The organism is Pseudoalteromonas sp. c7(2019) (genome assembly GCF_011378625.1).
In the GTDB taxonomy this organism is placed as follows: Bacteria; Pseudomonadota; Gammaproteobacteria; order Enterobacterales; family Alteromonadaceae; genus Pseudoalteromonas; species Pseudoalteromonas arctica.
In genome coordinates, this window is record NZ_WTKS01000006.1 from 183,078 (window position 1) to 206,953 (window position 23,876).

General features: G+C 39.0%; 20 protein-coding genes. 18 read left to right on the forward strand and 2 right to left on the reverse strand.

Annotated features, from left to right (window positions below; translation table 11 throughout):
• The first annotated feature begins 585 nt into the window (after positions 1-585).
• The 5 genes from GQR38_RS09000 (at position 586) to GQR38_RS09020 (ending at position 7,905) form a co-directional block, all read left to right on the forward strand.
• Positions 586-2,175: an ABC-F family ATPase gene (locus GQR38_RS09000; protein WP_076915491.1), complete on the forward strand. Its 1,590-nt coding sequence runs from the start codon at positions 586-588 to the stop codon at positions 2,173-2,175.
• Between the two features lie 161 nt (positions 2,176-2,336).
• Entirely contained in the window at positions 2,337-2,819 is a 483-nt protein-coding gene (purE, locus tag GQR38_RS09005; protein ID WP_002962540.1) for a 5-(carboxyamino)imidazole ribonucleotide mutase, read from the forward strand.
• A gap of 2 nt (positions 2,820-2,821) precedes the next feature.
• Positions 2,822-3,970, forward strand: coding sequence for a 5-(carboxyamino)imidazole ribonucleotide synthase (locus GQR38_RS09010; protein WP_165721898.1), 1,149 nt, complete (start codon positions 2,822-2,824; stop codon positions 3,968-3,970).
• Between the two features lie 122 nt (positions 3,971-4,092).
• Entirely contained in the window at positions 4,093-5,268 is a 1,176-nt protein-coding gene (locus tag GQR38_RS09015; RefSeq protein WP_165721897.1) for an endonuclease/exonuclease/phosphatase family protein, read from the forward strand.
• A gap of 132 nt (positions 5,269-5,400) precedes the next feature.
• Entirely contained in the window at positions 5,401-7,905 is a 2,505-nt protein-coding gene (locus GQR38_RS09020; RefSeq protein WP_165721896.1) for a prolyl oligopeptidase family serine peptidase, read from the forward strand.
• A gap of 89 nt (positions 7,906-7,994) precedes the next feature.
• Here GQR38_RS09020 and rrtA read toward each other — a convergent pair whose 3' ends face one another.
• Positions 7,995-8,591: a rhombosortase gene (gene rrtA / locus GQR38_RS09025; RefSeq protein WP_024589384.1), complete on the reverse strand. Its 597-nt coding sequence runs from the start codon at positions 8,589-8,591 to the stop codon at positions 7,995-7,997.
• Positions 8,592-8,688: 97 nt separating this feature from the next.
• Between rrtA and ggt the strand changes: the two genes are divergently transcribed.
• The 3 genes from ggt (at position 8,689) to GQR38_RS09040 (ending at position 13,184) form a co-directional block, all read left to right on the forward strand.
• Complete coding sequence (ggt, locus tag GQR38_RS09030) at positions 8,689-10,467, forward strand: gamma-glutamyltransferase (RefSeq protein WP_165721895.1); 1,779 nt, start codon at positions 8,689-8,691, stop codon at positions 10,465-10,467.
• A gap of 142 nt (positions 10,468-10,609) precedes the next feature.
• The gene (locus GQR38_RS09035) at positions 10,610-12,304 is read left to right on the forward strand and encodes an NAD-dependent malic enzyme (protein WP_165721894.1); all 1,695 of its coding nucleotides are present in this window, start codon (positions 10,610-10,612) and stop codon (positions 12,302-12,304) included.
• A 154-nt stretch (positions 12,305-12,458) separates the two neighbouring features.
• On the forward strand, positions 12,459-13,184 hold the full coding sequence (locus GQR38_RS09040) for an SIMPL domain-containing protein (RefSeq protein ID WP_165721893.1): 726 nt from the start codon (positions 12,459-12,461) through the stop codon (positions 13,182-13,184).
• Positions 13,185-13,318: 134 nt separating this feature from the next.
• On the opposite strand, the gene GQR38_RS09045 is transcribed toward GQR38_RS09040, so the two are convergent.
• Positions 13,319-14,665 (reverse strand): DUF2254 domain-containing protein, encoded by a 1,347-nt coding sequence (locus tag GQR38_RS09045; protein ID WP_165721892.1) that lies wholly within the window; start codon positions 14,663-14,665, stop codon positions 13,319-13,321.
• Positions 14,666-14,818: 153 nt separating this feature from the next.
• Between GQR38_RS09045 and GQR38_RS09050 the strand changes: the two genes are divergently transcribed.
• The 10 genes from GQR38_RS09050 to GQR38_RS09095 all read left to right on the forward strand — a co-directional run bounded on the left by GQR38_RS09050 (position 14,819) and on the right by GQR38_RS09095 (position 23,876).
• Positions 14,819-15,190, forward strand: coding sequence for an MAPEG family protein (locus tag GQR38_RS09050; RefSeq protein ID WP_007586689.1), 372 nt, complete (start codon positions 14,819-14,821; stop codon positions 15,188-15,190).
• Between the two features lie 14 nt (positions 15,191-15,204).
• Entirely contained in the window at positions 15,205-15,837 is a 633-nt protein-coding gene (locus GQR38_RS09055; protein WP_101216675.1) for a sulfotransferase, read from the forward strand.
• A gap of 47 nt (positions 15,838-15,884) precedes the next feature.
• Positions 15,885-16,457: a tRNA-(ms[2]io[6]A)-hydroxylase gene (locus GQR38_RS09060; protein WP_007586685.1), complete on the forward strand. Its 573-nt coding sequence runs from the start codon at positions 15,885-15,887 to the stop codon at positions 16,455-16,457.
• Between the two features lie 212 nt (positions 16,458-16,669).
• The gene (locus tag GQR38_RS09065; RefSeq protein WP_024609061.1) at positions 16,670-18,589 is read left to right on the forward strand and encodes a pilus assembly protein N-terminal domain-containing protein; all 1,920 of its coding nucleotides are present in this window, start codon (positions 16,670-16,672) and stop codon (positions 18,587-18,589) included.
• On the forward strand, positions 18,586-19,263 hold the full coding sequence (locus tag GQR38_RS09070; RefSeq protein WP_165721891.1) for a hypothetical protein: 678 nt from the start codon (positions 18,586-18,588) through the stop codon (positions 19,261-19,263). The genes GQR38_RS09065 and GQR38_RS09070 overlap by 4 nt, the downstream gene beginning before the upstream one ends.
• A 373-nt stretch (positions 19,264-19,636) precedes the next feature.
• Positions 19,637-20,026: a hypothetical protein gene (locus tag GQR38_RS09075; RefSeq protein ID WP_010552792.1), complete on the forward strand. Its 390-nt coding sequence runs from the start codon at positions 19,637-19,639 to the stop codon at positions 20,024-20,026.
• Between the two features lie 97 nt (positions 20,027-20,123).
• Positions 20,124-20,891, forward strand: a complete 768-nt coding sequence (locus tag GQR38_RS09080) for a hypothetical protein (RefSeq protein ID WP_007586678.1) — start codon at positions 20,124-20,126, stop codon at positions 20,889-20,891.
• A gap of 6 nt (positions 20,892-20,897) precedes the next feature.
• A complete protein-coding gene (locus GQR38_RS09085) occupies positions 20,898-22,196 on the forward strand; it encodes an ATPase, T2SS/T4P/T4SS family (RefSeq protein ID WP_165721890.1) in 1,299 nt (432 codons plus the stop codon).
• The gene (locus GQR38_RS09090; protein ID WP_024589373.1) at positions 22,189-23,064 is read left to right on the forward strand and encodes a type II secretion system F family protein; all 876 of its coding nucleotides are present in this window, start codon (positions 22,189-22,191) and stop codon (positions 23,062-23,064) included. Before GQR38_RS09085 ends, GQR38_RS09090 begins: the two co-directional genes overlap by 8 nt.
• Positions 23,061-23,876: a hypothetical protein gene (locus GQR38_RS09095; protein ID WP_007586675.1), complete on the forward strand. Its 816-nt coding sequence runs from the start codon at positions 23,061-23,063 to the stop codon at positions 23,874-23,876. Before GQR38_RS09090 ends, GQR38_RS09095 begins: the two co-directional genes overlap by 4 nt.

Sequence of the window (23,876 nt, forward strand, 5' to 3'; positions counted from 1 at the left end):
GATTTGAAGACTAACAAAGCAATAAAGAGCTCAAAAGTGAAAAATACTCAACAAAATTCACAGGCAGATTCTATTGATATTCACTAGAGGTTAATTTTGTTTTTCAGGTGTTGCAGAAGTTTGTTTTTATATTGAATATATAGGTAAATAGGATGGTAAATTTGTGGTGTGTTAAAAATTTAATTTGAATTAATTTCATCTTGTTCAAAAAGTAGCAACTAGTGCAAAAGCTCTAAAAGTGCTTTATTTTCATAAATATAACTTTTTATTGTTACTTCGTGTACAAAAATGAGTTAAGTAAACACACAAACACGTTAAAAGTGTTTTTACTCTAATTCAGTATACGTAATTCTAAACTCCCTAGACATATTAAAGTGAATATATTGATGAATTTTTACTTGTGTAAGCTGAATAAAAATTTACAAAACCATTTAATTTAATCTGTTATTTGAGTTACCCACTATACAGTGCTAATAAATGGCTAAACGCGTTAGTTTGCCTTTAAACTTTCATAGAAAAACAGGCCATTTTGGTTTAAACTGCGCGCAATTTAATTACATCCATACTCCCTTGGAGGGTAGCGCTATTATTAGTACAGCTAATGTCACCATGCAATTTGGTGCTAAACCATTATTTGAAAATATCTCAGCAAAATTTGGCGATGGAAACCGTTACGGTTTAATCGGTGCGAATGGTTGTGGTAAATCAACATTTATGAAAATTTTAAGTGGTGAGCTTGAAGCGTCTTCAGGTAATGTTAGTACTGATCCTAATGAACGCGTTGCTAAACTAAACCAAGACCAGTTTGCCTACGAAGAATACTCAGTAATTGATACTGTGATCATGGGTCACAAAGAGTTGTGGAAAATTAAACAAGAACGCGACCGTATTTACTCTTTACCAGAAATGAGTGAAGACGACGGTATGAAAGTAGCCGATCTTGAAACTGAATTTGCCGAAATGGATGGTTACTCTGCTGAATCTAAAGCAGGTGAGCTTTTATTAGGCGTAGGTATTGGTACGGATCAACACTTTGGCCCAATGTCAGAAATTGCACCAGGTTTTAAATTACGCGTGCTACTTGCTCAAGTATTGTTCTCAGACCCAGACATTATGCTACTGGATGAGCCTACCAATAACTTGGATATTTACACCATCAAGTGGTTAGAAGACGTGTTAAACCAACGCGACTGTACCATGATAATCATCTCGCATGACCGTCACTTTTTAAACTCTGTGTGTACTCACATGGCCGACATTGACTACGGTGAGCTACGTATTTACTCAGGTAACTACGACGAATACATGTTTGCAGCAACGCAAGCACGTGAGCAGCTACTTAGCGAAAACGCGAAGAAGAAAAACCAAATTGCTGAACTTCAACAGTTTGTATCACGTTTCTCTGCTAACGCATCTAAAGCTAAACAGGCAACATCGCGCGCTAAACGTATCGACAAAATTCAGTTAGACGAAGTTAAAGCGTCTTCACGCCAAACGCCGTTTATTCGTTTCGACCAAGAAAAGCAGTTATTCAGAAACGCGCTTGAAATGAATAACTTAACGCAAGGCTTTGATGACAACACGTTGTTTTCTGGGCTTGAAGGTTTAGTAGAAGTTGGCGAACGTATTGCTATTATTGGTGAAAATGGTGTTGGTAAAACAACATTACTTAATACATTAGCAGGGCGCTTAGCACCTAAAGCCGGTGAGTTTAAGTTTTCTGAAAACGCGAACATTGGTTACTACGCGCAAGATCACGCAGATGAGTTTGCAACCGACATGAACTTGTTTCAGTGGATGGAGCAATGGCAACAAGAAGGCGACGACGAACAAGTGGTTCGCAGCTTCTTAGGTCGTATGTTGTTCTCTCAGAACGATATTAAAAAGTCAGTTAAAGTAATTTCAGGTGGTGAGCAAGGCCGCATGCTGTTTGGTAAAATTATGATGCATAAACCAAACATATTGCTAATGGATGAGCCAACAAACCACATGGATATGGAATCTATTGAAGCGCTTAACTTAGCACTTGAAGCCTACGAAGGTACATTAATGTTTGTATCGCACGATCGTCAATTTGTATCATCGGTAGCTACCCGAATTTGGGAAGTTAAAGATGGTAAAATCATTGACTTTAGAGGCAACTACGCAGAATACCTAGCTAGTAAAGAAGCTTAATTAGCTATTTACCCGTTAACCCTAAAAAGCCATGTTTAAACATGGCTTTTTTTGTTTTTGTGGCTTTGTATTAGTCGCAATTAATATGGCTTTGGGTATAATACCCGGCTTAAACAGGACATAAGTCCGCTATTTTAAAAATACATTACTGAGGAGTATTTATGACTGTTGGCATTATTATGGGTTCTAAATCAGATTGGCCAACCATGGAACATGCAGCACTTATGCTTGAGCATTTTGGCATTAAGTACGAAACTAAAGTCGTGTCTGCACACCGCACTCCTCAATTACTTGCTGATTACGCAAGTTCAGCCGCAGAACGCGGTATTAAAGTTATTATTGCTGGCGCTGGCGGCGCGGCTCATTTACCAGGTATGGCTGCTGCTTTTACATCGCTTCCTGTACTGGGCGTGCCTGTAAAATCAAAAGCATTAAATGGTGTTGATTCACTTTTATCTATTTGCCAAATGCCTAAAGGCGTTGCAGTGGGCACACTTGCAATTGGTGAGCCGGGCGCAGCAAACGCAGGTTTACTAGCCGCACAAATTTTAGGGTGTCAAAATCCAGAAATTTTTGCAAAAATTGAAGCGTTTCGTAAAGCTCAAACCGACACTATATTAGCTAATCCAAACCCTGCAGAGTAATAATGAATATTTTAATATTAGGTGCAGGGCAACTTGCACGTATGATGAGCCTTGCAGGCGCGCCGCTTAATTTAAACGTGGTTGCATACGATGTAGGCAGCAAGCAAATTAAGCATCCGCTAACTGGTGAGGTTTATAGCACGTCACTTGAGCAAGCAATATTAAACGCTGATGCAATTACTGCAGAGTTTGAGCACATTCCTGATGACGTACTAACACTTTGCTGTAACAGCAATAAGTTCTACCCTGGGAAAGCCGCTATTAAAACCGGTGGCGATCGCTCGCTTGAAAAAGCATTGCTTGATAAAACAAACGTAACTTGTGCGCCGTATCAATTAATTACTGAAAAAGCGCATCTTGAACACGCAGTTAAAACCCTAGGAAAGCCACTTGTTATTAAAACATGCCAAGCGGGTTACGATGGAAAAGGCCAATGGCGTTTAAAATCGGATAGTCAAATAGACGAAATTTGGTCACAAATGTCTGATTTTATTGCATCGGGCACCGAGCTTGCGCCACATACAATTATTGCTGAAAAAATGATCCCGTTTGATCGTGAAGTATCTATTATTGGTGCGCGCGATAAACACGGTAATGTTGCTATTTATCCGCTAACAGAAAACGAGCACACAAATGGTGTGTTAACGCTTTCTATTGCCGGTAAAAATAATCACTGCGTTGAAGCGCAAGCAAACGATGCATTTACAAAAATAGCAAACGAGCTTAACTACGTTGGCGTATTAGCAATTGAGTTTTTTGATGTACAAGGCACGTTACTCGTTAACGAAATTGCACCGCGTGTACATAACTCAGGCCACTGGACGCAACAAGGCTGCCATTGCTCACAGTTTGAAAACCACATGCGTGCTGTTGCAGGTTTGCCGCTTGGCAATACAGAGCTTAAACACATTACCGCGATGATAAACGTACTAGGGCAACCTAATATTCCAGCTGACGTACTTAAATATGCAGATGTGACTAGCCATTGGTACGGTAAAACTGCAAAACCAGGTCGTAAAATGGGCCATATAAACGTATCGGCCACTAGCATGAACGACCTAGCAGATAAATTAGGTGAGCTTACTGAATATTTACCTGAGCAAGACTACCCTGGTATTTTAAAAGCGGCGGCAAATTTAATCCTTCATTAAATGGCTAACCGTTTTATTAAATGCCGAGCTTGCTCGGCATTTTTTTGTACTTAAAAAAAGCGCAAGGTTACCTAGATTGTGAAATAATGATTGAGTCTAAAATTTTACAGTGAAATTATTTAATGAAACTTAAAGCAATTTATAGCGCACTACTTGTTGCCGCTTCTTTTAGTCCTTTTTTTAGTAACAGTGCATTTGCATCAGACTCTCTTCGTGTTGCTACTTTTAATGTAAGTATGGATGCAACTAATCACACACCTAAAGGTGAGCAAGTTAAAAGTGATGCTTTAGTTAATGCACTTAAAGCAAACCACCAGCAAATTAAGAATATAGCGGAAATTATTCAACGTGTTCGCCCTGACATTATTTTACTTAACGAATTTGATTACATCCCAAAAGAGCAGGGAATTGAATACTTTAATAAGCATTATTTAAATGTAGGTCAGCAAAAACAAGCCGCTATTAATTACCCTTACTCTTATATTGCCCCTGTAAATACAGGCCTAGCTACCGAGTTTGATTTAGATAACGATGGCAAGAAAAATGGCGTGATGGGCGATGCACAAGGCTTTGGCTTTTTTGAAGGCCATTACGGTATGGCTATTTTGTCGAAGTACCCAATCGATTTTGATAAAGTAAGAACCCTTCAAACCTTTAAATATAAAGACATGCCAAATGCACAAATGCCCGTAATGCCTAAAACAGGCGAAAACTGGTATAACGCACAAGAATGGCAAGCGTTAAGACTTAGCTCTAAATCGTTTTGGGATTTACCTATTAACGTAAATGATAAAACCATTCATGTTATTGCATCTCACCCAACACCCCCTGTATTTGACGGTGAAGAGGATAGAAACGGCAAACGTAACCACGATGAAGTAAGATTAATTGCCGATTACGTTTCAAACGCTAAGTATATTTACGATGATAAAGGCGAAAAGGGTGGTTTAAAAACTTACTCCCGGTTTGTTATTTTAGGTGATTTAAATGCAGCCCCTGAAGGCGATAAAGCCCGCACAAATACCACCGACCAACTACTTAAAAACCCATTGATAAACGCTCACTTTGTTCCAAAAAGTGAGGGCGCTAAAGAGCAGTATGCTGTGCCTTATGCACAAAATTACAGTGCTAATTGGCAAGCGCGTGTTGATTACGTTTTACCGTCAAACTACGGCTTAAAAGTTAAAGACGGTGGTGTGTTTTGGCCAACTAAAACGAGCGATGAATATCGTTTAATTAAAGACAGAAACGCATCGAGCGATCATCGACTGGTGTGGCTTGATTTAATAGTTGAATAACGCCTATTAACAGGGGATGCGCTAGTAAACTGAGCTTTACCCTGTTAAATGGCTATTTATCTTAAAAAATTGCAATAACTTGAGTGCTTCTGCTTAAATACGGCTTAATTATAATAACCGTATAGAAGCACTATGATTTTTAATTTTTCTTCATCTAAAACGTTAGTGGCCTTAGCTGTTGCCTCAAGTGTCATGCTTGCAGGTTGTAGCGCGACCGCTAACACCTCATCAACACAGCAAAGTGCTTTACCAGCAACATCGGTTGCTGCGGTTGTAAACACGCCAGCAGATATCGGCTCACAAAAAATAACGCTAGAACAAGCAATGGCCGATCCGGATTGGATGGGCAATCAGCCAGAGAGCGCTTATTGGGCTAGCGATTCGGCTACTATTATTTATGCTCAAAAAGAGCAAGGTAATACACTACGCGATTTATTTAGCCAATCGGTTACTAGCCAAACAGCAGAGCAGGTAGCACTTAATAAACTTCATACTGTGGGTTCAAATAAAGCTGTTTATTCAAAAAATAAAACAATGGCGGCCTACACGTTTAAAGGCAATGTGTTTGTTAAAAACCTAAAAACCGGTGAACTTAAACAAATTACAGCGACATCAGCAAGCGAATCTAAACCACAATTTTTAAATAATGGCGATTTAGTTTACCGCCAAGGCAATGTATTTTTTAAAGTTGATTTAAAAACAGGCTTAACGAGCGAGCTTGCTAACTTAAAACTTGCTGATGAGCCAAAAGGGATTGAAGAGCCAAGCACGTATATTGCTAAAGAGCAGCATAAATTGATTAAGTTTGTGGCGCTTCAACAAAAAAATAAAAAAGATAAGCAAGCACGTAATGAGCAAATTAATGAACAAAACAATTCAATTGCTAACACGGCTTACTACTTAGGTGATGGTAATAAAGTTGCAGAAGCACAGCTTTCGCCAAATGGTGATGCGCTGTTAGTCGTTGTACAAAAGCAAACAGATTGGCGCGGTGATGGCGATATTATGCCTAACTACATTACAAATGACGCCACTATAGAACCTAAAAAAGCACGCCGCCGTGTAGCCGATGCTAAAGAAGAAACCTCAAAGCTTGTGTACATCAATTTAACTAACAAAGAGCAAACATCACTTAGCTTTAATACCTTACCGGGCTTTGATGAAGATGTTTTAGCCGCAGTTAAAAAAGAAAATTATGCACGTGATGGTAAAACATATAAGTCTAAAAAGGCGCCTCGTGGCATTAACCTTATTATGGACTGGGGTTTTGAGCAAAGCCCAATAGTATGGAACGATGACGGCTCACAAGTAGCTGTAATGCTTGAAGCATGGGACAACAAAGACCGCTGGCTTGCTACCGTTGATTTTAAAAACAACAAACTTGTCTCGCAACATCGCCTTCATGACGATGCATGGATTGCTTACGCGTTTAACGACTTTGGTTGGTTACATAACTCAAACACGCTTTATTACCTATCGGAAGAGTCAGGTTACAGCCAGCTTTATAAAAAACCAATTAACGGCAAAGCAACTGCGCTAACACAAGGCCAATTTGAGGTTTCTAACTTAACGCTTACCAGCGATGACAGCGCTATTTATTATAAAGCGAATGTTGAGCACCCAGGCCTGTACGAAATTTACCGCGTTAACCCACAAACAGGTAATAGCGAGCAAGTTACTGACTTAAATGGCATGACTGATTACACGTTAAGCCCAGATGAAACTAAGCTACTCCTTAAGCACTCTACAATTACCATGCCTAATGAGCTTTATGTAGCTGATGCTCAAGCCAATACAAAAGCAACGCGCTTAACGCATACTGTGTCGGATGAGTTTTTAGCTAAAAAGCTAACTGCACCTAAAATTGTTGCTGTGCCATCGAGCCATACTGATCAACCTATATACGCAAAAGTGTATTACCCAGCTGATTACGTTGAGGGTGAAGTAGGTAAAAACCGCAAAGCGGTTATTTTTAATCACGGCGCGGGTTACTTACAAAACTCACATATGGGGTTTTCGGTTTATTTTCGTGAATTTATGTTCCATTCATTGCTCGCTGATGAAGGTTACATAGTAATGGATATGGATTACCGCGCATCTAAAGGTTACGGCCGTGATTGGCGCACCGCGATTTATCGTCAAATGGGCACACCTGAAACACAAGATTTAGCCGATGGCGTTAAATGGATGGCGCAAAATGCCAACGTTGATACCAAAGCAGTTGGTACTTATGGTGGCTCATACGGCGGCTTTATGACCTTTATGGCATTGTTTACCGCGCCTGAGTTATTTCAATCGGGTGCAGCACTACGACCTGTTACCGACTGGGCACATTACAACACAGGTTATACGGCTAATATATTAAACCATCCTGATGTTGACCCGATTGCATATGAGCGCAGCTCGCCAATTTATTACGCTGAGGGTTTAAACAAACGTTTATTAATTAACGCACCCATGGTTGACGATAACGTGTTTTTTCAAGACTCAGTGCGTTTAGTACAGCGCTTAATAGAGCTTGAAAAACAAAACTTTGAAACAGCTATATTCCCTGTTGAACCACATGGTTTTGTACAGCCTTCAAGTTGGTTAGACGAATACCGCCGTATTCATAAATTATTTAAAGAAACGCTTTAATCTTTAATTCTTAAAGTATAAAAACAAAAACGCCGCATTAGTTTAGTTAACTAATGCGGCGTTTTTATTGGGTTGAACAAAATCTAACTTTATTTTTTCTTTTTAAAGTTTTTTTTAAGGAGCTCTATAGCCAGTGGTAGGGCAAGCAGAGTCCCGCCAATTACACCAATTAAATGTGCGTCAATAGCCACAGTGGAGTTAATAAGCTTTCCTATATCAGCATTAGGGCCGCTAAATTGCTCAAACGCTATTTTAATCCATACGCCTATAAATAATAAATAACCCGATTTAAGCCCTAAGGTTATATCTTTAACTGCCCCCCAAATAATTACACCATGCAGCAGAGCACTTAATCCGGTGTAAATATGTATGCTTGGGCAAAACCAATACACGCCGAGTCCACACCACAGTGCTAGCGCAGTTGTATTAAAAGCGTAGCGAGTAGGTGATGTGTATTCGCCATGTAAAAGCCATATTAGTAAAACACCACTGGCATTTAGTCCCAAATGAGCCCAATTAGCATGAACAAATTGGCTAGAAAAAATTCGCCACAGTTCGCCTTCATCAATTAGGCTTCGGTTAAATTCAAGTAAATTATTTAAATCAAATGCAGCAAAAATGGTACTAAATAGCAGCAGAATAATAGGCGGTAATATATAACGAGGTTGAATAGGTAAATTAAGCATTTTATTATATTTTTTTAGTCAAAATTTTTGCATATTGTGCCCGTTTAACTTTAAGATGCCAAATACAACTACGTAATTAAGTGTTTTTAGTATTTTTATGCATTTTAAACTTAACTCATTATTTGCCATTGGACTGTGCGCAGTATCACTGCCTTCATTTGCACAGCAAGCAACTCAAATTGAAACTCGCGAACCTGAAGCCGCTACTGGATTAATCCATAAAAAAGTAGTGCAAGGTGATAAATACATGGTTGCTGCGGCAAATCCATATGCCTCAAGAGCCGGTCAACAAATTTTAGCCCAAGGCGGCAGTGCCGTAGATGCTGCCATTGCTACTCAACTAGTGCTTACTTTAGTTGAACCGCAATCGTCAGGTATTGGCGGTGGTACATTTATGATGTACTACAACAAAGCAAACAATAAGCTGACTAGTTTTGATGGCCGCGAAACAGCACCTGCAAATGCAGACGAAACGCTGTTTTTAGATAAGCACGGTAAAGCCGTTAAATGGATTGAAGCTGTAGTAGGCGGACGCTCTGTTGGTGTGCCTGGTATTTTACATGCCTTTGCAAGCGCGCATAAACAATACGGTACATTGCCGTGGGAAGCGCTTTTTAAACCGGCTATTGAACTTGCAGAGCAAGGCTTTGTAATTTCGCCGCGTTTACATGGCTTATTAGCACGCCAGTTAAACCCAGGCGTGCTGAGCATGCCGATTATTAACGAATACTTTTACCCAAATGGTAAATTAATCGAAGCGGGTAGCGTTAAAAAGAATCAACCACTTGCTGATTTATATAAAGACATTGCAAAGCAGGGCATTGATGCATTTTACAAAGGCGAAAACGCTAAACAAATGGTTAATGCTGTACAGCACTCTAAAATTGCCCCTGGTAAATTAAGTGTGCAAGATTTAGCAGATTACAAAAGTATAGAACGCGATGCGGTATGTATACAATACCGTGCTTATAACGTGTGTTCTATGGCGCCACCAAGTAGTGGCGGTGTAGCAGTACTACAAATGCTTGGCCTACTTGAGCATAAAGATATGAGCGCACTTAAACCAAATGGCGAAAAGGCGATTCATTACTTTAGCCAAGCTTCGCGTATTGCATTTGCAGATCGCGATATGTACATGGGCGATCCCGATTTCACTCAAGTACCTACAAAAGAGCTTTTAAACAAAGATTACATTGCCTCACGCGCTAAATTAATTACCGAAACAGACCAAAAAGCCGTAGCCGGTAATCCAGTAGGGTACTTAAGTTATGCAATGGATGATTCATACGAGTTACCTTCTACCTCACATGTATCTATTGTCGATAGTAAAGGTAATGCCGTATCAATGACCAGTTCAATTGAAATGGCGTTTGGCTCTACGGTTATGGTTAATGGCTTTATTTTAAATAACCAACTAACTGACTTTTCGTTATCGCCACGTAAAAACGGCAAGCTTGTAGCAAACCGTGTAGAGGCCGGTAAACGCCCGCGTAGCTCTATGTCACCGGTAATGGTATTTAATAAAGATGGCAGCTTACGTTTAATTGTAGGCTCACCTGGTGGTAGTCGTATCATAGATTACGTTGCACAAGTTGTTGTGGGTGTTATTGACTGGAATTTATCAGCACAAGACGCTATTAACTTACCGCGTACAACAAATCGTAACGATTACACCAGCCTTGAAAAAGGCACAACCATTGAAGCCATTGCGCCTGCGCTTACTAAACGCGGCCACAATGTACGTATTATTGATTTAAACTCAGGCTTACACGCAGTTGAAGTTAAAAATAATACCTTATATGGTGGTGCGGACCCTCGCCGTGAAGGTGTTGCGTTATCTGATTTAACTGATAATAACGCCACTATACAATTTTAAATTATGTATAATATGCATGTGGGCAGTGAAGCCCGCATGTATTTTCTCTCAATGGTCTGACTAGCTTAATTGTCGTTGCAATTAAACCTTTAACACTGATAATGACAGATCATAACTTAAGACTCCGTTAAAGCTTGGAAATATGACAACTAATACTGATCCTAACTACTTATATATTCATCATTCTGGCCCTGGCCTAATTGAAACACCGCTATTAAATAAAGGCAGCGCCTTTAGTAAAAAAGAACGCGAAAATTTCAATCTTGCTGGTTTACTTCCTCCTCGCTTTGAAACAATAGAAGAGCAAGTTGAGCGTTGTTATCAGCAGTATTCTAGCTTTACCGACAACCTTAATAAGCATATTTACTTACGTGCGATTCAAGATAACAACGAAACACTTTACTACCGTTTAGTGCGTGATCATCTTGAAGAAATGATGCCAATCATTTACACGCCAACAGTTGGCGACGCTTGTGAAAAATTCTCAGACATTTATCGCAGCGCACGTGGCTTATTTATTTCGTATGAAGATCGTTACCAAATTGACGACATTTTACGCAACGCTACCAAAGGTAAAGTAAAAGTTATTGTTGTAACTGATGGCGAGCGTATTTTAGGCCTAGGCGATCAGGGTATTGGTGGCATGGGTATCCCAATTGGTAAATTGTCACTTTACACTGCGTGTGGTGGTATAAGCCCAGCATACACATTGCCTGTAATGCTTGATGTGGGTACTAATAACGAAAAGCTTTTAAACGATCCTATGTACATGGGTGCACGCCATAAGCGTATTGCTCAAGACGAATACGATGAGTTTTTAGATTTATTCATTAAAGCGGTTAAACGTCGCTGGCCAAATGTATTACTTCAGTTTGAAGATTTTGCACAACCAAATGCAATGCCGTTACTTAAGCGCTACCGCAATGAAATTTGTAGCTTTAACGATGACATTCAAGGTACTGCGGCTGTAACGGTCGGTTCTTTACTTGCTGCGTGTCGTGTTAAAAATTCAACCCTAAGCCAACAAAAAGTAGTTTTTGTGGGTGCAGGTTCTGCTGGTTGTGGTATTGCTGAACAAATTATTAGCCAAATGGTTTTTGAAGGTATTACAGAAGCTCAAGCGCGTAGCCAAGTATTTATGGTTGACCGTTTTGGCCTACTTTCAGAGGGGATGGAAGGCTTACGCGATTTCCAACAAGCACTTGCACAACCTCAAGGTTCAGTAAGTGATTGGACATACAGCGGTGAATACGCATCACTTCTTGATGTTATGCACTGTGCACAACCAGACATTTTAATTGGTGTTTCAGGTCAACCAGGTTTGTTTACTGAGCAAGCTATTCGAGCAATGCACGCCGGTTGTGAACAGCCAATTATTTTCCCATTAAGTAATCCATCTAAGCAGGTAGAAGCGCATCCTGCTGATGTGATTAAGTGGACTGACGGTAAAGCACTTGTTGCAACAGGTAGCCCATTTGATCCGGTAGAACACAACGGTGAAATTTTCCCAATCCCACAATGTAACAATAGCTATATTTTCCCGGGTATTGGTTTAGGTGTTATTGCCGCTAAAGCGACACGCATTACAGATGCTATGTTAAGTGTGTCTAGCGAAATGCTTGCAGAGTCGTCGCCGCGTGCAAACACAGGTAAAGGTAGTTTATTACCAGCCCTAACTGAAATTGAAACGCTAAGTAAGCGTATTGCATTTGCCATTGCTAAAAAAGCAATCGAAGAGGGCGTTGCTCTTGAGATTACTGATGATGCGTTATGGGCAGCAATCGACAAAAATTACTGGTTACCAAAATACCGTAACTATAAACGTTGTAGTGTTTAATAACGTTTATACGTAATTAAAAGTAAATGGTGTAATAGCATTAATTACAACGCTTAACAAAAAACAGGCAATGGCCTGTTTTTTTGTGCTTGTTCATATTTAATTAACCACGTACGGTGTTTACTAGCATTTACATAATTAAAGGATCGACTTAATGAAAACACTGACTCTTGTTTTAGGTAGTGCACTGGCTTTAAACGTACTTAGTTTTGATGCACTCGCGGCAGCGACTCCCGATGCTCCTCATATTTATGTTAAAGGCGAAGCTACTCTTACCACAATGCCAGATTACGTACAGCTTAGTGTAGGTATTACCGAAGTTGATAAAGACTTAATTGCTGCTAAAAATAAAACCGACTTAACCATCGCCAAAGCAATTAAGCTCGTAAAAGAAATTGGTGTTAAAGAGGAAGATATAAACGCCGGGCAAATCTCAATAAACCGTGATAGCCAATACAACCGCACTACCGGTAATCAAGAATTTAAAGGCTTTAAAGTATCTCGCACGCTAACTGTAAAACTTAGCGATATAAATAAATACCCTGAGTTACTACAAAGCTTAGTTAACAACGGTATTAACGAAATTAATCAAACGCAATTTTTAGCAAGCAACTACAACGAACTTCATAAAAAAGCGCAAAAGTTAGCAATTAAAGACGCACGGGATGCAGCAAAAGAGTTTAGTGAAGATTATGGCGTTGATTTAAAAGGATTATATAGCGCGTCACTAAGCCCACTCAATGTGCAGTCGCAACCTTATATGCGCGCAGAAAAAGTAATGATGGCTGATAGCGCACCAAGTAACTATGTACCTGATGCCTACCATGCTGGAGAGATTAAAGTAACAGCCTCAAGCTATGCTGTGTACTACATAGATTAAAATATAGGTTCTTCCTAGGGACGATTAACTCTATGTTGCTCGGTTTTTACTTAGCCCACTAGGTTACAAACCTCGCGCCGCGATTTAATCGCCCCTAGATTGAACAAATTTCAATCCAAATAATTCAACACGCCCTAGTGGTGCTCAAAACGTGCCACCAACTTCTCACCTTGCTCTTGGCTAATACGCGCTATAGAGTTGAGCATATTAGTCACTTCGCGTCTGTCGTATTCATTAGTTACATGTTCATTTATGTCATCAACAATCGCATTTAAGTAATTAAATAAACTGTTTCGTGCATCGGTATCTTTATGGGCAACAAACAAAATATTTTTAAATGCCTCAAGCACGTTTGTCATTACGTATGCATCGCCTTTGGCGTAATTACGCAGCGGTGTAAAGTTGTCGTGTAATAACTCATCAAAGCTTGTTTCATGAAGGTATAACAATGGGGCATTATCACTGTGCTTAAACGAGTAGTTAATATCGTTAATTGAAAGTCGTTGAATAAGTAAAATACTCAGCATATCAATTGATTTAACCGCAGTACCTGGATCGTTTATGCCCGGGCTCATTGCCTTAACTGCAATTTCTGATATTTGCGTTAACCCATAACGGTAATGATCGCTAATGTACTCTTCTATATAAAAAATAAAGCAGTCGAGAATTTTATTTATCAACTCTTCATCGTTTGATATGTCTTTATTACACTTTAAAAACGGATAGCCTTTAACTGTAAAATAGCCTTGGTTAACAGAGATATACACCTTTATATCTTGCTCTGCCAAAATGGCACAGAGCTTATCGGTTTGCACGCCTTTATAATATCCTTCTGTTTTACTGCTAACCGAATGCCACTTGCTAAAGTCTGGAAAGTCTTCAACTGGGTTCTCTTGTTGTCTTTGTATTATTGTTTTAATTTCGTTTTTAGTTTGGCTAAACAAGCCATTTAATACGTTATCAACCTGAATGGCGCGAGAGATTGAATGTATAAAAAATACAAACAAACCTAATGAAATCAGGCCAAAAATAAGTGCAAACAGTACACCAATTGAAGGAATAGCCGTACTGCCACCTTCAAGTTTATTAATATTTATAAGCATAATAATTGAGTAAATTATGCTGCCTAAATAAAAGCCCAAAACCATTTGGTGTGATTTACGCGTAATAAGCCCAGGCACTACGCGGGGCGATAAACTCGCACTGGCCGAATTTAAAACCACCATTACCATCGAAAAACTAAACACAGTAAGCGAAATAATACTCCCCGCTAAAGTGCTTAAAATAGTACGCGCGTTTTCGGCGCTATCAACAAGTACAACCGATATAAACGATTTCAGCTGCTCAATAGGGGCTAAATATTCAACCGACATAGTTATAATGGCAAATACTAAAAAGCCCACTGAAAGCATAGAAGGGTAAAAGCCAATACTGTTAATCATTTCACGGTAACTGTCGGCTACTTTGCGAGGTACAAACATAAAATCCTTATGTAATTTTCTACTTACTTAATACCCTTAGCTTAGCATAGGCATTTATTAAACTTCTGATAATGCTGCTCAAATTTATATGTTATTATCACGCTCACAATAATAAAGCGCATGCTTATGCGATAAAAATAACAGGAAAACGCCGTGATCATTTCAACTTATGCTGCATTACTTGCATTCTTTTACATTTATTTGAGCTTTAACGTAATAAAAGTGCGCCGCGCGGAGCAGATATCACTTGGTGATAATGGTAACGCAACGCTACAACGTGCTGTGCGTGCCCACGCTAACTTTATGGAGTACGTGCCAATTGCTTTAATTTTACTTTTTTTGGCAGAGTACCAAGGGCTTGCTAGCCATTACTGTCATATATTAGGTGGTGCGTTATTAATAGGCCGTGTGTTTCAAAATTTAGGCATAGTAGAAAAAAGCCTGAAATATCGCCAAATTGGTACCATTACTACATTTTTAGTGATTATTGTTAGCGCCTTTGTATTGCTAGTGACACGCGGATAATTAAAGAAAAGTTAATGAGCAAAATATTTATAATAGGTTTACCGCGTACCGGCACTACTAGTGTGTGCCACGCATTTTTAGAGCTTGGTATTACAACGGCGCATACCGCGTATACTAATGCTTGTTTTGAAAATGCTAACGCGATTGCCGACACTCCCATATTTAATGACTTTAAAGCGCTTGATATTCATTACCCAGACTCTAAGTTTATTTATTTAGAGCGCGAACTTGGTGCATGGCTTGTATCAATAAAACAGCTTTTAACGCGTATGCACACTAATTTAACCCGTGCAGACGGGGGCTTTAATATTCATATAAAACGTTGTTATTTAAATACGTTTAGTGAGCTTTCGCTTAATAATATTAGCGACGATAGTTACTTAGCAGACTGTTATAAAAAACATTTTAATGATGCTCAAACGTACTTTAATAACCGTGACAACGATTTTTTATCCATTGATATAGCAAAGCCTGATAGCTATAAAAAGCTATGCAATTTTTTAGCGTTAAAAAGTGATAAAACTGATTTTGAAAAAATGAATATGGGCGGAAAAGTCACCGCATGGAACGATATTAAACACCCGTTAAAAGTTGAGTCTACGGCTAAAGGGCGCATAGATAAATTACTGCCTTACAAGATTTTTTAAATCAAATACGTTAAAATCCCCGCATTATTATTTAAGTTGTACAGAACATGTTTGAATTAAAATACCACACCCCATTTGAATGGACCGAAGTTGTCCTTGCTGACTTTAATACTTTTTTACAAGATCATGCCGCTGCTGAAAAAAAAGCATCGGGTATGGCTATGTCTATGCTTTCGCATTATCCAGACAAACGTAAATTAGTAAAAGCTATGACCGATTTAGCACTAGAAGAATTAATACACTTTAAACAAGTGCTTAAGTTACTTTTAGAGCGCGATGTAAACTTAGGTGACGACAAAAAAGATCCGTACATAAAACAAATACGTGCACTATTTAGACACGGTCGTGATGGTTTTTTAATGGACCGATTACTAGTAGGTGGTGTAATTGAAGCACGTGGCCACGAGCGTTTTTCTTTAGTTGCACAAGCACTTCCTGAGGGTAAAGAAAAAGACTTTTATGTTGCTATTGCTAAGTCAGAAGAAAAACATAAAAACCTATTTGTAGAACTCGCTTACGAATACTTTGAAAAAGAAGAAGTTGATGTTCGTCTAGAAGAGCTGCTTATAGCTGAAGCTAAAATTTGTGAAAGCATTCCGTTTACAGCCGCTTTGCATTAATTAAAACTAGCGCAGAGCTTATTTTACTCGCTTTGCGCCATACACTTCTGCTCTTATTTCTTTGTTAATCTCTTCATGAATCATTGATTTGCAATTTGCGAATCAAAATAATAAAAAACACGTTCATACATCTTAATCCATTGATTATAAAAACAAAAACCTTTGGCCTCATACTTGCTACCTATATAGTAAGCAAATTGAGGGAAAGGCTTATGTTAAAATTTATTTTTATACTATTACTAATATCTTTTACCGCTATGGGCAGTGAAAGTCATTTAGATTATATAGAAAATGCAAATGGTGAGCGGGTACAAAAAGTATCGCACTTGGTTAAATGGACGCATACTCGCTTTGTGTTTACCCGTGATATTTCGCGTATAGCACTAGGCCACGAAACAACGCTTGATGTGAACGTGGTAAATGGCCGTGAGCTACTAATTTTAGCTAAAAAGTTAGGCCGTACATCTATGATGGTGTGGTACGACGATAAAAGCTCTGAAACATTTTTACTTGGCGTAACCGAAGACTACAGCGTACTAGAAAATGCCTTAAACGATATTCACCCTGACGTACAGCTAACCATAGCGCCTGATCGCCATGCTGTTGTATTACGTGGTGAAGTACCTACTATAAATTATCGTCATGCCGCTTATGAAGCTGCAAAAAACTACCTTTATGCCAGTAGCTCACAAGCATCACAACCCGTTATCACCTCAAATCCTAACCAAGGTATGTTTAATTCACTTGCTCAACGCTTGCAAGGCTTGGGTAACGCAAACGGCGGCAGCTCTCAAAACTCGAGTAAAGTCGCTATTATTAATTTAATAAAAGTAACTCAAGCACCCAAGCCTAAAGAAGAACGTATTAGCGAAGTAATAAAATCAATGGGCGCAGATAAAGTGACCATTAAACGCATCTCGGTTGATGAGTTATCAAATGACGACAACGATGTGTTTTTACTTTCCGGTTCTGTAAAAAACCAGATAGAGCTAGTGCGCTTATTAAATACAATTAATAAATTATTCGAACCAGAGCAAGCATTACAAACTCAGGGATCTCCTCTTGATCCTAATAATTTAATGGGCGGCGCAACGCAGGATAAAAGTTCAGGTATTGAAGTACTTGCCAACGAGTCGGGCGGTTTAATAAATGATGCTACCTCAGGATTAAATTTAAGTAATGTAAGTTCAAACATTGCAAGAGCAACGTTGCTTTCAGTGGCTGGCGGTAAAGTTTTGTCGAGCATTGAAGTTGAAGATTTACCGCAAGTGCGTGTATCGGTGCAGCTATACGAAGTAAATCAACGTAGGTTAAAGCAATGGCGCCCAGATATTAGCGTGCTCTCTAATGGATATGAAAAAGAAGCGGGCTTGTTTGGTCGTGACGGTATGACTAATCGCGAATCTGGCTCTGCAACAATAGAAAATGCGCTGCAATTAATTGGTGGTCAATTAACTAATAACTTACAGCTTTCAACCTCACAGTTTGCCATTGATATGTTGTTTTCATTACTTGAACAAGAAGGTATTTCTCGAACGCTTTCTCGCCCTACAATCACGGTTTTAGCCGGTGAAAGTGCCGTGTTTAAAGTCGGTGGTGAAGTACCTGTACCTACAAGTTATAGCCCTTCAGGAATTACAAGCGGGCAGCAAGGTAGTAGTGGGTCGGTGTTTAGCGGTACAGAATTTAAATCATTTGGAGTTGAATTAAATGTACGCGCCATGGTTGACGACAAAGACAGAATAACACTTGATCTAAACCCAGTAATTTCATTACCCGATACCACGTTAACCGCCGAAATTGCACAAAGTACAGGCAGCAGTTTAAACAGCAGTGCATTTAATACACGCAGCATGCAAACATCAACGCGTTTAAAAGACGGACAACCTCTTATTATTGGTGGCTTAATTAGCACTGATAACAATGCAAGCCACGACTTTGTACCTGATGGCAACGGCAATAGCATGCTAGGAAAGTTAAGCGAAACAACCAGCAAAAGTGAAAACAACCGCGAGCTTATAATTGTTGTAACTCCAAACCTGGTGCGTGAGCCAATTAATACATTACGTTCGTGGGAGCAGGCAAATATAGACACCCAGGTACTTAGCTATATACAGGAGCAAGGGCTATGAAAATATTTTATATTATTTTACTTCTTACTTTATCGGGTTGCGCTCATATTGATTACAAGCCAACAGTAAATCCTTACAACGCGCTCGGTGACATCGTTAAAAAATACCAATTAAATGCCCAACCATTAAAGTGTGAAGGTATAAATGCAAGTAACTGTTTGAGCCTAGTGCATGAGGTGAATCAATTAATGCTTGAACACCCCGATAACACGGCAATACTGTCGATATCGGCCTACGTACTTTATAAAAGTGGCCGTGCTAATCAATCTCAACAGGTTATAAACACATTACTGAATAAAGCTAATCCACCATTAAATGCAATTACTTTAGGGGTTACGTTAGCAATAGAGCAAGGTAATTTAGCTAAAGCAAAAAGCATTGCTCAATACGGCGTTGATGTTTTTGGTACACATGCTTCACCATACCTGCAAATGGCCTCTATACATTATGCCCAGGGCAGTTACGTTATAGCTTCAAACTACTTAGAGCTTTCGGTTAAGTTTGGTTTAAATAGTACCGCCTATTTTTACCATAAAGGGTTAATTGAAGAAGCGAATACCAATAATTTATTGGCTTGTGGCTATTATGAGCAAGTTTTACGTGCAGAACCCACGCATAAAAAAGCACTTGCTAGGCGCGGTAAACTCTCCGTTTTAGGTAATTGTTATTCTTAAGGCCTTCGGGCCTTTTTTTATGTCTACAATTTGGCATTATTAAGGAGCCAAAACCACTTTATTATTTATCAAAAATAGGAGTAAAGCTTACGCTCATCCTACGTTTTATACGTAACCTCACAAGACTGCTTTTAATATTTACCCATTACACTATCCATCAGTTTTAATAATACTTTCAATAACGTAAACCTAGCATTATTTATCTAAAATATTTTTAATATTGATTTGCATTTTGCAAATCAAAAATGAAAATATCTAATAAAAAACAACCATTAAAAACATAACAAACTGTATTTAATGGTTATTTATAGCTGGCATGGTCCTCGCAATATGTAAAGTGAGCATAAGCTCTTCTAATTTAAAGGCTACGATTATGAAAACTATTAAACATAACTTAAATAGCAAAAAGCAAAAAGGTTTTGTACTAACGTCAGAGCTAATCATTCTTTCTACTTCAATGGTAGCAGCACTTGTAATTGGTTTATCTACATTACGTGACTCGGTAACCAGCGAACTTGAAGATGTAGCTGAAGCAATTGGCTCACTTGACCAAAGCTATGTATTTGACGGCATGATTAACGCCGAAGGCACTGCTGAAGTGTCTGGCTCTGGGTTTGTAGATTCAGTTGATGTGTACGCAGGTGATGGCAGTTCATTCACTTTTGTTGCATCAGACTTTAGTGAAAGTGCCGCACTTGTTAATGCAACACCAAGCGGCGATGCTGCAACACGTACAGCAGCTGGCGGTTCGCAAGGTAACTAACGCAAGGTACCCAATATAAGGCAACCAGGTTTGAATACCAAGCTTAAGGCTCACTGCCACAAAAGTGTGGCAGTGAAAGTTACTCTGGAGGAATATTATGAAAAGTAAAAGTAACAAAGGCGCAACCACTGCGGCTCTCACATTACTCATCACCTCTGGCATGTTAGCTTCGGCTTTGGGCATTAGACAGGTAAACGATGAAAATAGCGTAACAGCCTGGGTAGTAAACAAAAATATGTCGGCCGGTCAAACAGTAACCGTTCACGATGTAGAGCAAAAAAGTATAGATCCAAGTAACTATTCAAATATTGCACTGAGCGTTCAAAACCCACGTGCATTAATTGGTCAAAAATTAGCAACTAACAAAATGGTTGAACAACCCTTGTTCGACACCGATTTTATTAGAGCGAAAAGCCAAAACTTATCAGAAGCCATACCGGCAGGGCGTGTTTTATATACTTTAAAACTAAACACCTTAGATATTCCGCTTTCGCGCATACACAAAGGTGACCGACTCGACATAGTCGCTAAAACTAATCGCTTAGTAAGAACAGTTGCCCGTGATGTACAGCTTATTGGTGTTTCAAAAGGTCCTAAATCGCAAGCCGCTAAAAGTGGCGTAATGGATAATTTAGCTAAAGAGTCTAATTCTGCTGCGGGCGGCGTTTCATTAGTCCTTGCGGTACTTCCAAAAGATGTTTATTCGTTGGCGGGTATAGATAACGCCGACAAAGTTTCAATTATTGTGCATAGCGCTTATGACATTGAACAAGGTCGTTTGCAAAACTTTTCACGCTTACAAACCAGTCGCACAATCGAAGTGGTTAAAGGCGTTAAAAACGAAGCTGTATATGTAGCTAAGTGAGTTTTTATGTTTAATTTATCAAGCAAACATGAAGAAGTTCAAACCAGTTTAAGTACCTTTGAAGAGCTTAAAAAGCTATTGCACGATGCCGTTATCGAAGAGTACGAACAAGAGCCAACCGCGCTTTTATCAAGTAATGTTCTCGAAAAAATCTCTGCATTGTGCAGTGAAATTCCACAATTTAATCAATCTTCATTTAATCAACACCAACAAGAGCAGGTTGTTCAGGCTGTATTTGATGAAATTCAGGGCCTTGGCCCTATTGCACAATTTATGCTGGACGATCAAGTAAGTGATATTTTAATAAACGACACGCAAGATATTTGGATTGATAAACAAGGCAAACTACTTTGCACAGCCAGTAAGTTTGACGACGAACGCCATTTACGCCGATTTGTTGATCGCTTACTTGATGGCTGTGGTCGCCAAGTAAATGCGCTTATGCCAATTGTTGATGGCAAACTAAAAGATGGTAGCCGTGTTCATATTATTGTACCGCCTGCGTGTACCAGCGCCGCGATTGTGTCTATTCGTAAGTTTAATCATAAAAAAATAAACGATGACTTTTTAGTTAATAACCATTTTTTAGATAAAAACATCTTATCATTTTTAAAAAGTGCAGTTAAAACAGGCGTTAATATTTTAGTGTGTGGCAATGCGGGGGCTGGTAAAACGTCATTATTAAACGTACTTGCCAACTCAATTAATCCAAATGAACGTGTTGTAACCATTGAAGAAAGCGCTGAGCTTAATTTGCATCACAACCATGTTGTGCAATTGGAAGCCCACGACACAAACAGCGATGGTAAAGGTGCAGTAAGCCTAAGAGATTTAGTAAAAGCAGCCCTTAGAATGCGCGCAGATAGAATACTTGTTGGAGAGGTACGCTCTGGCGAAGTAATCGATATGCTCCAAGCAATGAACTGTGGTCACCAAGGTTCGATGACGACCATACATGCTAACAGCGCAAATGATGCCGTTATTCGTTTATCTACCTTAGTGCAATTACACAATGCACAACTGAGCGATACCCATACAAGTTCGCTAATCGCGTCGAGTATTCAACTTATAGTGCATGTTTCTCGCTCAACTAATGGCACCCGAACTCTAAAAAGTATTGGTGAAATTAAGCGTGTTAATGGCGGCGCACATTTTAGCCCGCTATATAGTATTAACGAAGCAGAGCCTGTACAAAGTGAGTTAATAAATACCTCGAGTGTTATTGAGTTTATGAAAGGCCAAGGGGCAAATGCACAAGAATTAAAAGCATTACTGCACAATAACCCGGAGGCTAACAATGACTAAACTTGATTATTTATTAGCTATAGCGGCGGTTATAACCTTTGTACTTGCAACTAGTGTGTTGGTTTCTTTGTATGCTAAAAATAAAAGCAGCCAAGGCACTAAAAAAGTAGATATTTTAGAAGAAAAAGACGTACTTACTCTGTCACTACGAGTGCTAGGCTTAAACATAAGTAACGCCTGGTTTATAAGCATGGCGTGCTCGCTCTCTAGTAGTTCATGGTTTTTAGCTAAATTATATTATCCAGAGGCATCAACCAGCGCGTTTATTATTTCAATCGTGGTTTTTGTAACCTGTTTTATAACTGTGATTGACTTGGCTCATTATAAATTAGCAAAATTTGAGCATCATTTTTTAGAATTTATTGAAACCGTACAATCGTGTTTAAGCACTGGGCTATCGCTACAGCAATCAATGCAGTTTGCTGATGAACATGCAGACCCATATATAAAAAAACAAAGCACCTTACTAATACAACGCATGAGCATGGGTAGTGATGCCGAAACGTCGTTTGCCCCTTTAATTGAAAGATACAACTGCGAAACCGTAAGATTGTTTGCTCATAGCATCATTACACATACACAAAGCCAGTGTGATTTAACCGACATGCTAAAAAGCGTATGCAACATGATGTCGCTTCGGACCCTCGACCGCCAACAGCTAAAAGCTAAGCTTTCGGGCACTAAATACGCTGCTGTATTTAGTGGTTTTTTACCTTACGCACTAATTCCTTTATTTAGCTATACCGATCCAACCTGGTTTGAACCATTATTAAACGACCCTAATGGTATTGCATTTATAACGGTTGCGCTTCTTTGTCAGCTATTTGGTTTTTTATGGCTACGCCTTAGCTTAAGGGTAACATTATGATTGATATACTTTTACTTATCGGACTTTTAGTAAGTATGGGGTCATTTATCCATATTCATAGGCAATCTCTTAAAGTTGAATTAGATAAACCCGATACTAAAAACATTAATTGGTATCCGCTAATCATCATCTCTAAACGTCAACTAAGACAAGCAGGGATTCAAATTAATAAAATATTAATAAGTCTGTACTGCTTCAAAGTGGCTGCTACTTTTAGTGCATTTACGGTTATAGAACTAACAGGTTATGAGCTGAGCCAATCGATTAAATTGTTACTGTGTTTTATGTGTTTTTTTGCACCCGAATGCTGGTTTTTATTACGTAAAAATCAACGCAAAACCACTATTAATAATAGCTTAGAGTTTTTTTTACGGGTGTTACTGGTTTACATGCGCGCTGGATTTTCACTAGAGCGCTCATTTGCACTGGCGGTTGATCATGGATTAAGTCAAAAACACCCATTATACAAAGAGCTAAAGTTATTTTTATTCGAACTAAGCGCAGGTAAAGATCGTGAATTTGCATTTAATTCACTTTTTGAAAGAACCGGCGTATTAGGAATTAAAAAGCTCGCTAACTTAATGTTAATAGGGTCAAAACTTGGTACGCCACTTATCCAAGCAGTAGAGGCTCAACTTGAAGGCCTAGCTCTAAAAAAGAACATTTTACTCGCTAAAAAGGTAAACAAAAAAGCGATGCACACGACCTTTCCCATTATCTTAATTTGTTTTCCGATGTTTTTGGTATTGGTGTTTTTTCCCGCAGCATTACAAGTAATGAACGTACTTAAAATGCTTGTAGAAGTATTATAG

Bases quoted from the DNA above. Each gene is read 5' to 3' on its own strand.
- purE (WP_002962540.1), top strand. From the start codon at position 2,337: ATGACTGTTGGCATTATTATGGGTTCTAAATCAGATTGGCCAACCATG.
- GQR38_RS09010 (WP_165721898.1), top strand. From the start codon at position 2,822: ATGAATATTTTAATATTAGGTGCAGGGCAACTTGCACGTATGATGAGC.
- GQR38_RS09015 (WP_165721897.1), top strand. From the start codon at position 4,093: ATGAAACTTAAAGCAATTTATAGCGCACTACTTGTTGCCGCTTCTTTT.
- GQR38_RS09020 (WP_165721896.1), top strand. From the start codon at position 5,401: ATGATTTTTAATTTTTCTTCATCTAAAACGTTAGTGGCCTTAGCTGTT.
- rrtA (WP_024589384.1), bottom strand. From the start codon at position 8,591: ATGCTTAATTTACCTATTCAACCTCGTTATATATTACCGCCTATTATT.
- ggt (WP_165721895.1), top strand. From the start codon at position 8,689: ATGCATTTTAAACTTAACTCATTATTTGCCATTGGACTGTGCGCAGTA.
- GQR38_RS09035 (WP_165721894.1), top strand. From the start codon at position 10,610: ATGACAACTAATACTGATCCTAACTACTTATATATTCATCATTCTGGC.
- GQR38_RS09040 (WP_165721893.1), top strand. From the start codon at position 12,459: ATGAAAACACTGACTCTTGTTTTAGGTAGTGCACTGGCTTTAAACGTA.
- GQR38_RS09045 (WP_165721892.1), bottom strand. From the start codon at position 14,665: ATGTTTGTACCTCGCAAAGTAGCCGACAGTTACCGTGAAATGATTAAC.
- GQR38_RS09055 (WP_101216675.1), top strand. From the start codon at position 15,205: ATGAGCAAAATATTTATAATAGGTTTACCGCGTACCGGCACTACTAGT.
- GQR38_RS09060 (WP_007586685.1), top strand. From the start codon at position 15,885: ATGTTTGAATTAAAATACCACACCCCATTTGAATGGACCGAAGTTGTC.
- GQR38_RS09065 (WP_024609061.1), top strand. From the start codon at position 16,670: ATGTTAAAATTTATTTTTATACTATTACTAATATCTTTTACCGCTATG.
- GQR38_RS09070 (WP_165721891.1), top strand. From the start codon at position 18,586: ATGAAAATATTTTATATTATTTTACTTCTTACTTTATCGGGTTGCGCT.
- GQR38_RS09075 (WP_010552792.1), top strand. From the start codon at position 19,637: ATGAAAACTATTAAACATAACTTAAATAGCAAAAAGCAAAAAGGTTTT.
- GQR38_RS09080 (WP_007586678.1), top strand. From the start codon at position 20,124: ATGAAAAGTAAAAGTAACAAAGGCGCAACCACTGCGGCTCTCACATTA.
- GQR38_RS09085 (WP_165721890.1), top strand. From the start codon at position 20,898: ATGTTTAATTTATCAAGCAAACATGAAGAAGTTCAAACCAGTTTAAGT.
- GQR38_RS09090 (WP_024589373.1), top strand. From the start codon at position 22,189: ATGACTAAACTTGATTATTTATTAGCTATAGCGGCGGTTATAACCTTT.
- GQR38_RS09095 (WP_007586675.1), top strand. From the start codon at position 23,061: ATGATTGATATACTTTTACTTATCGGACTTTTAGTAAGTATGGGGTCA.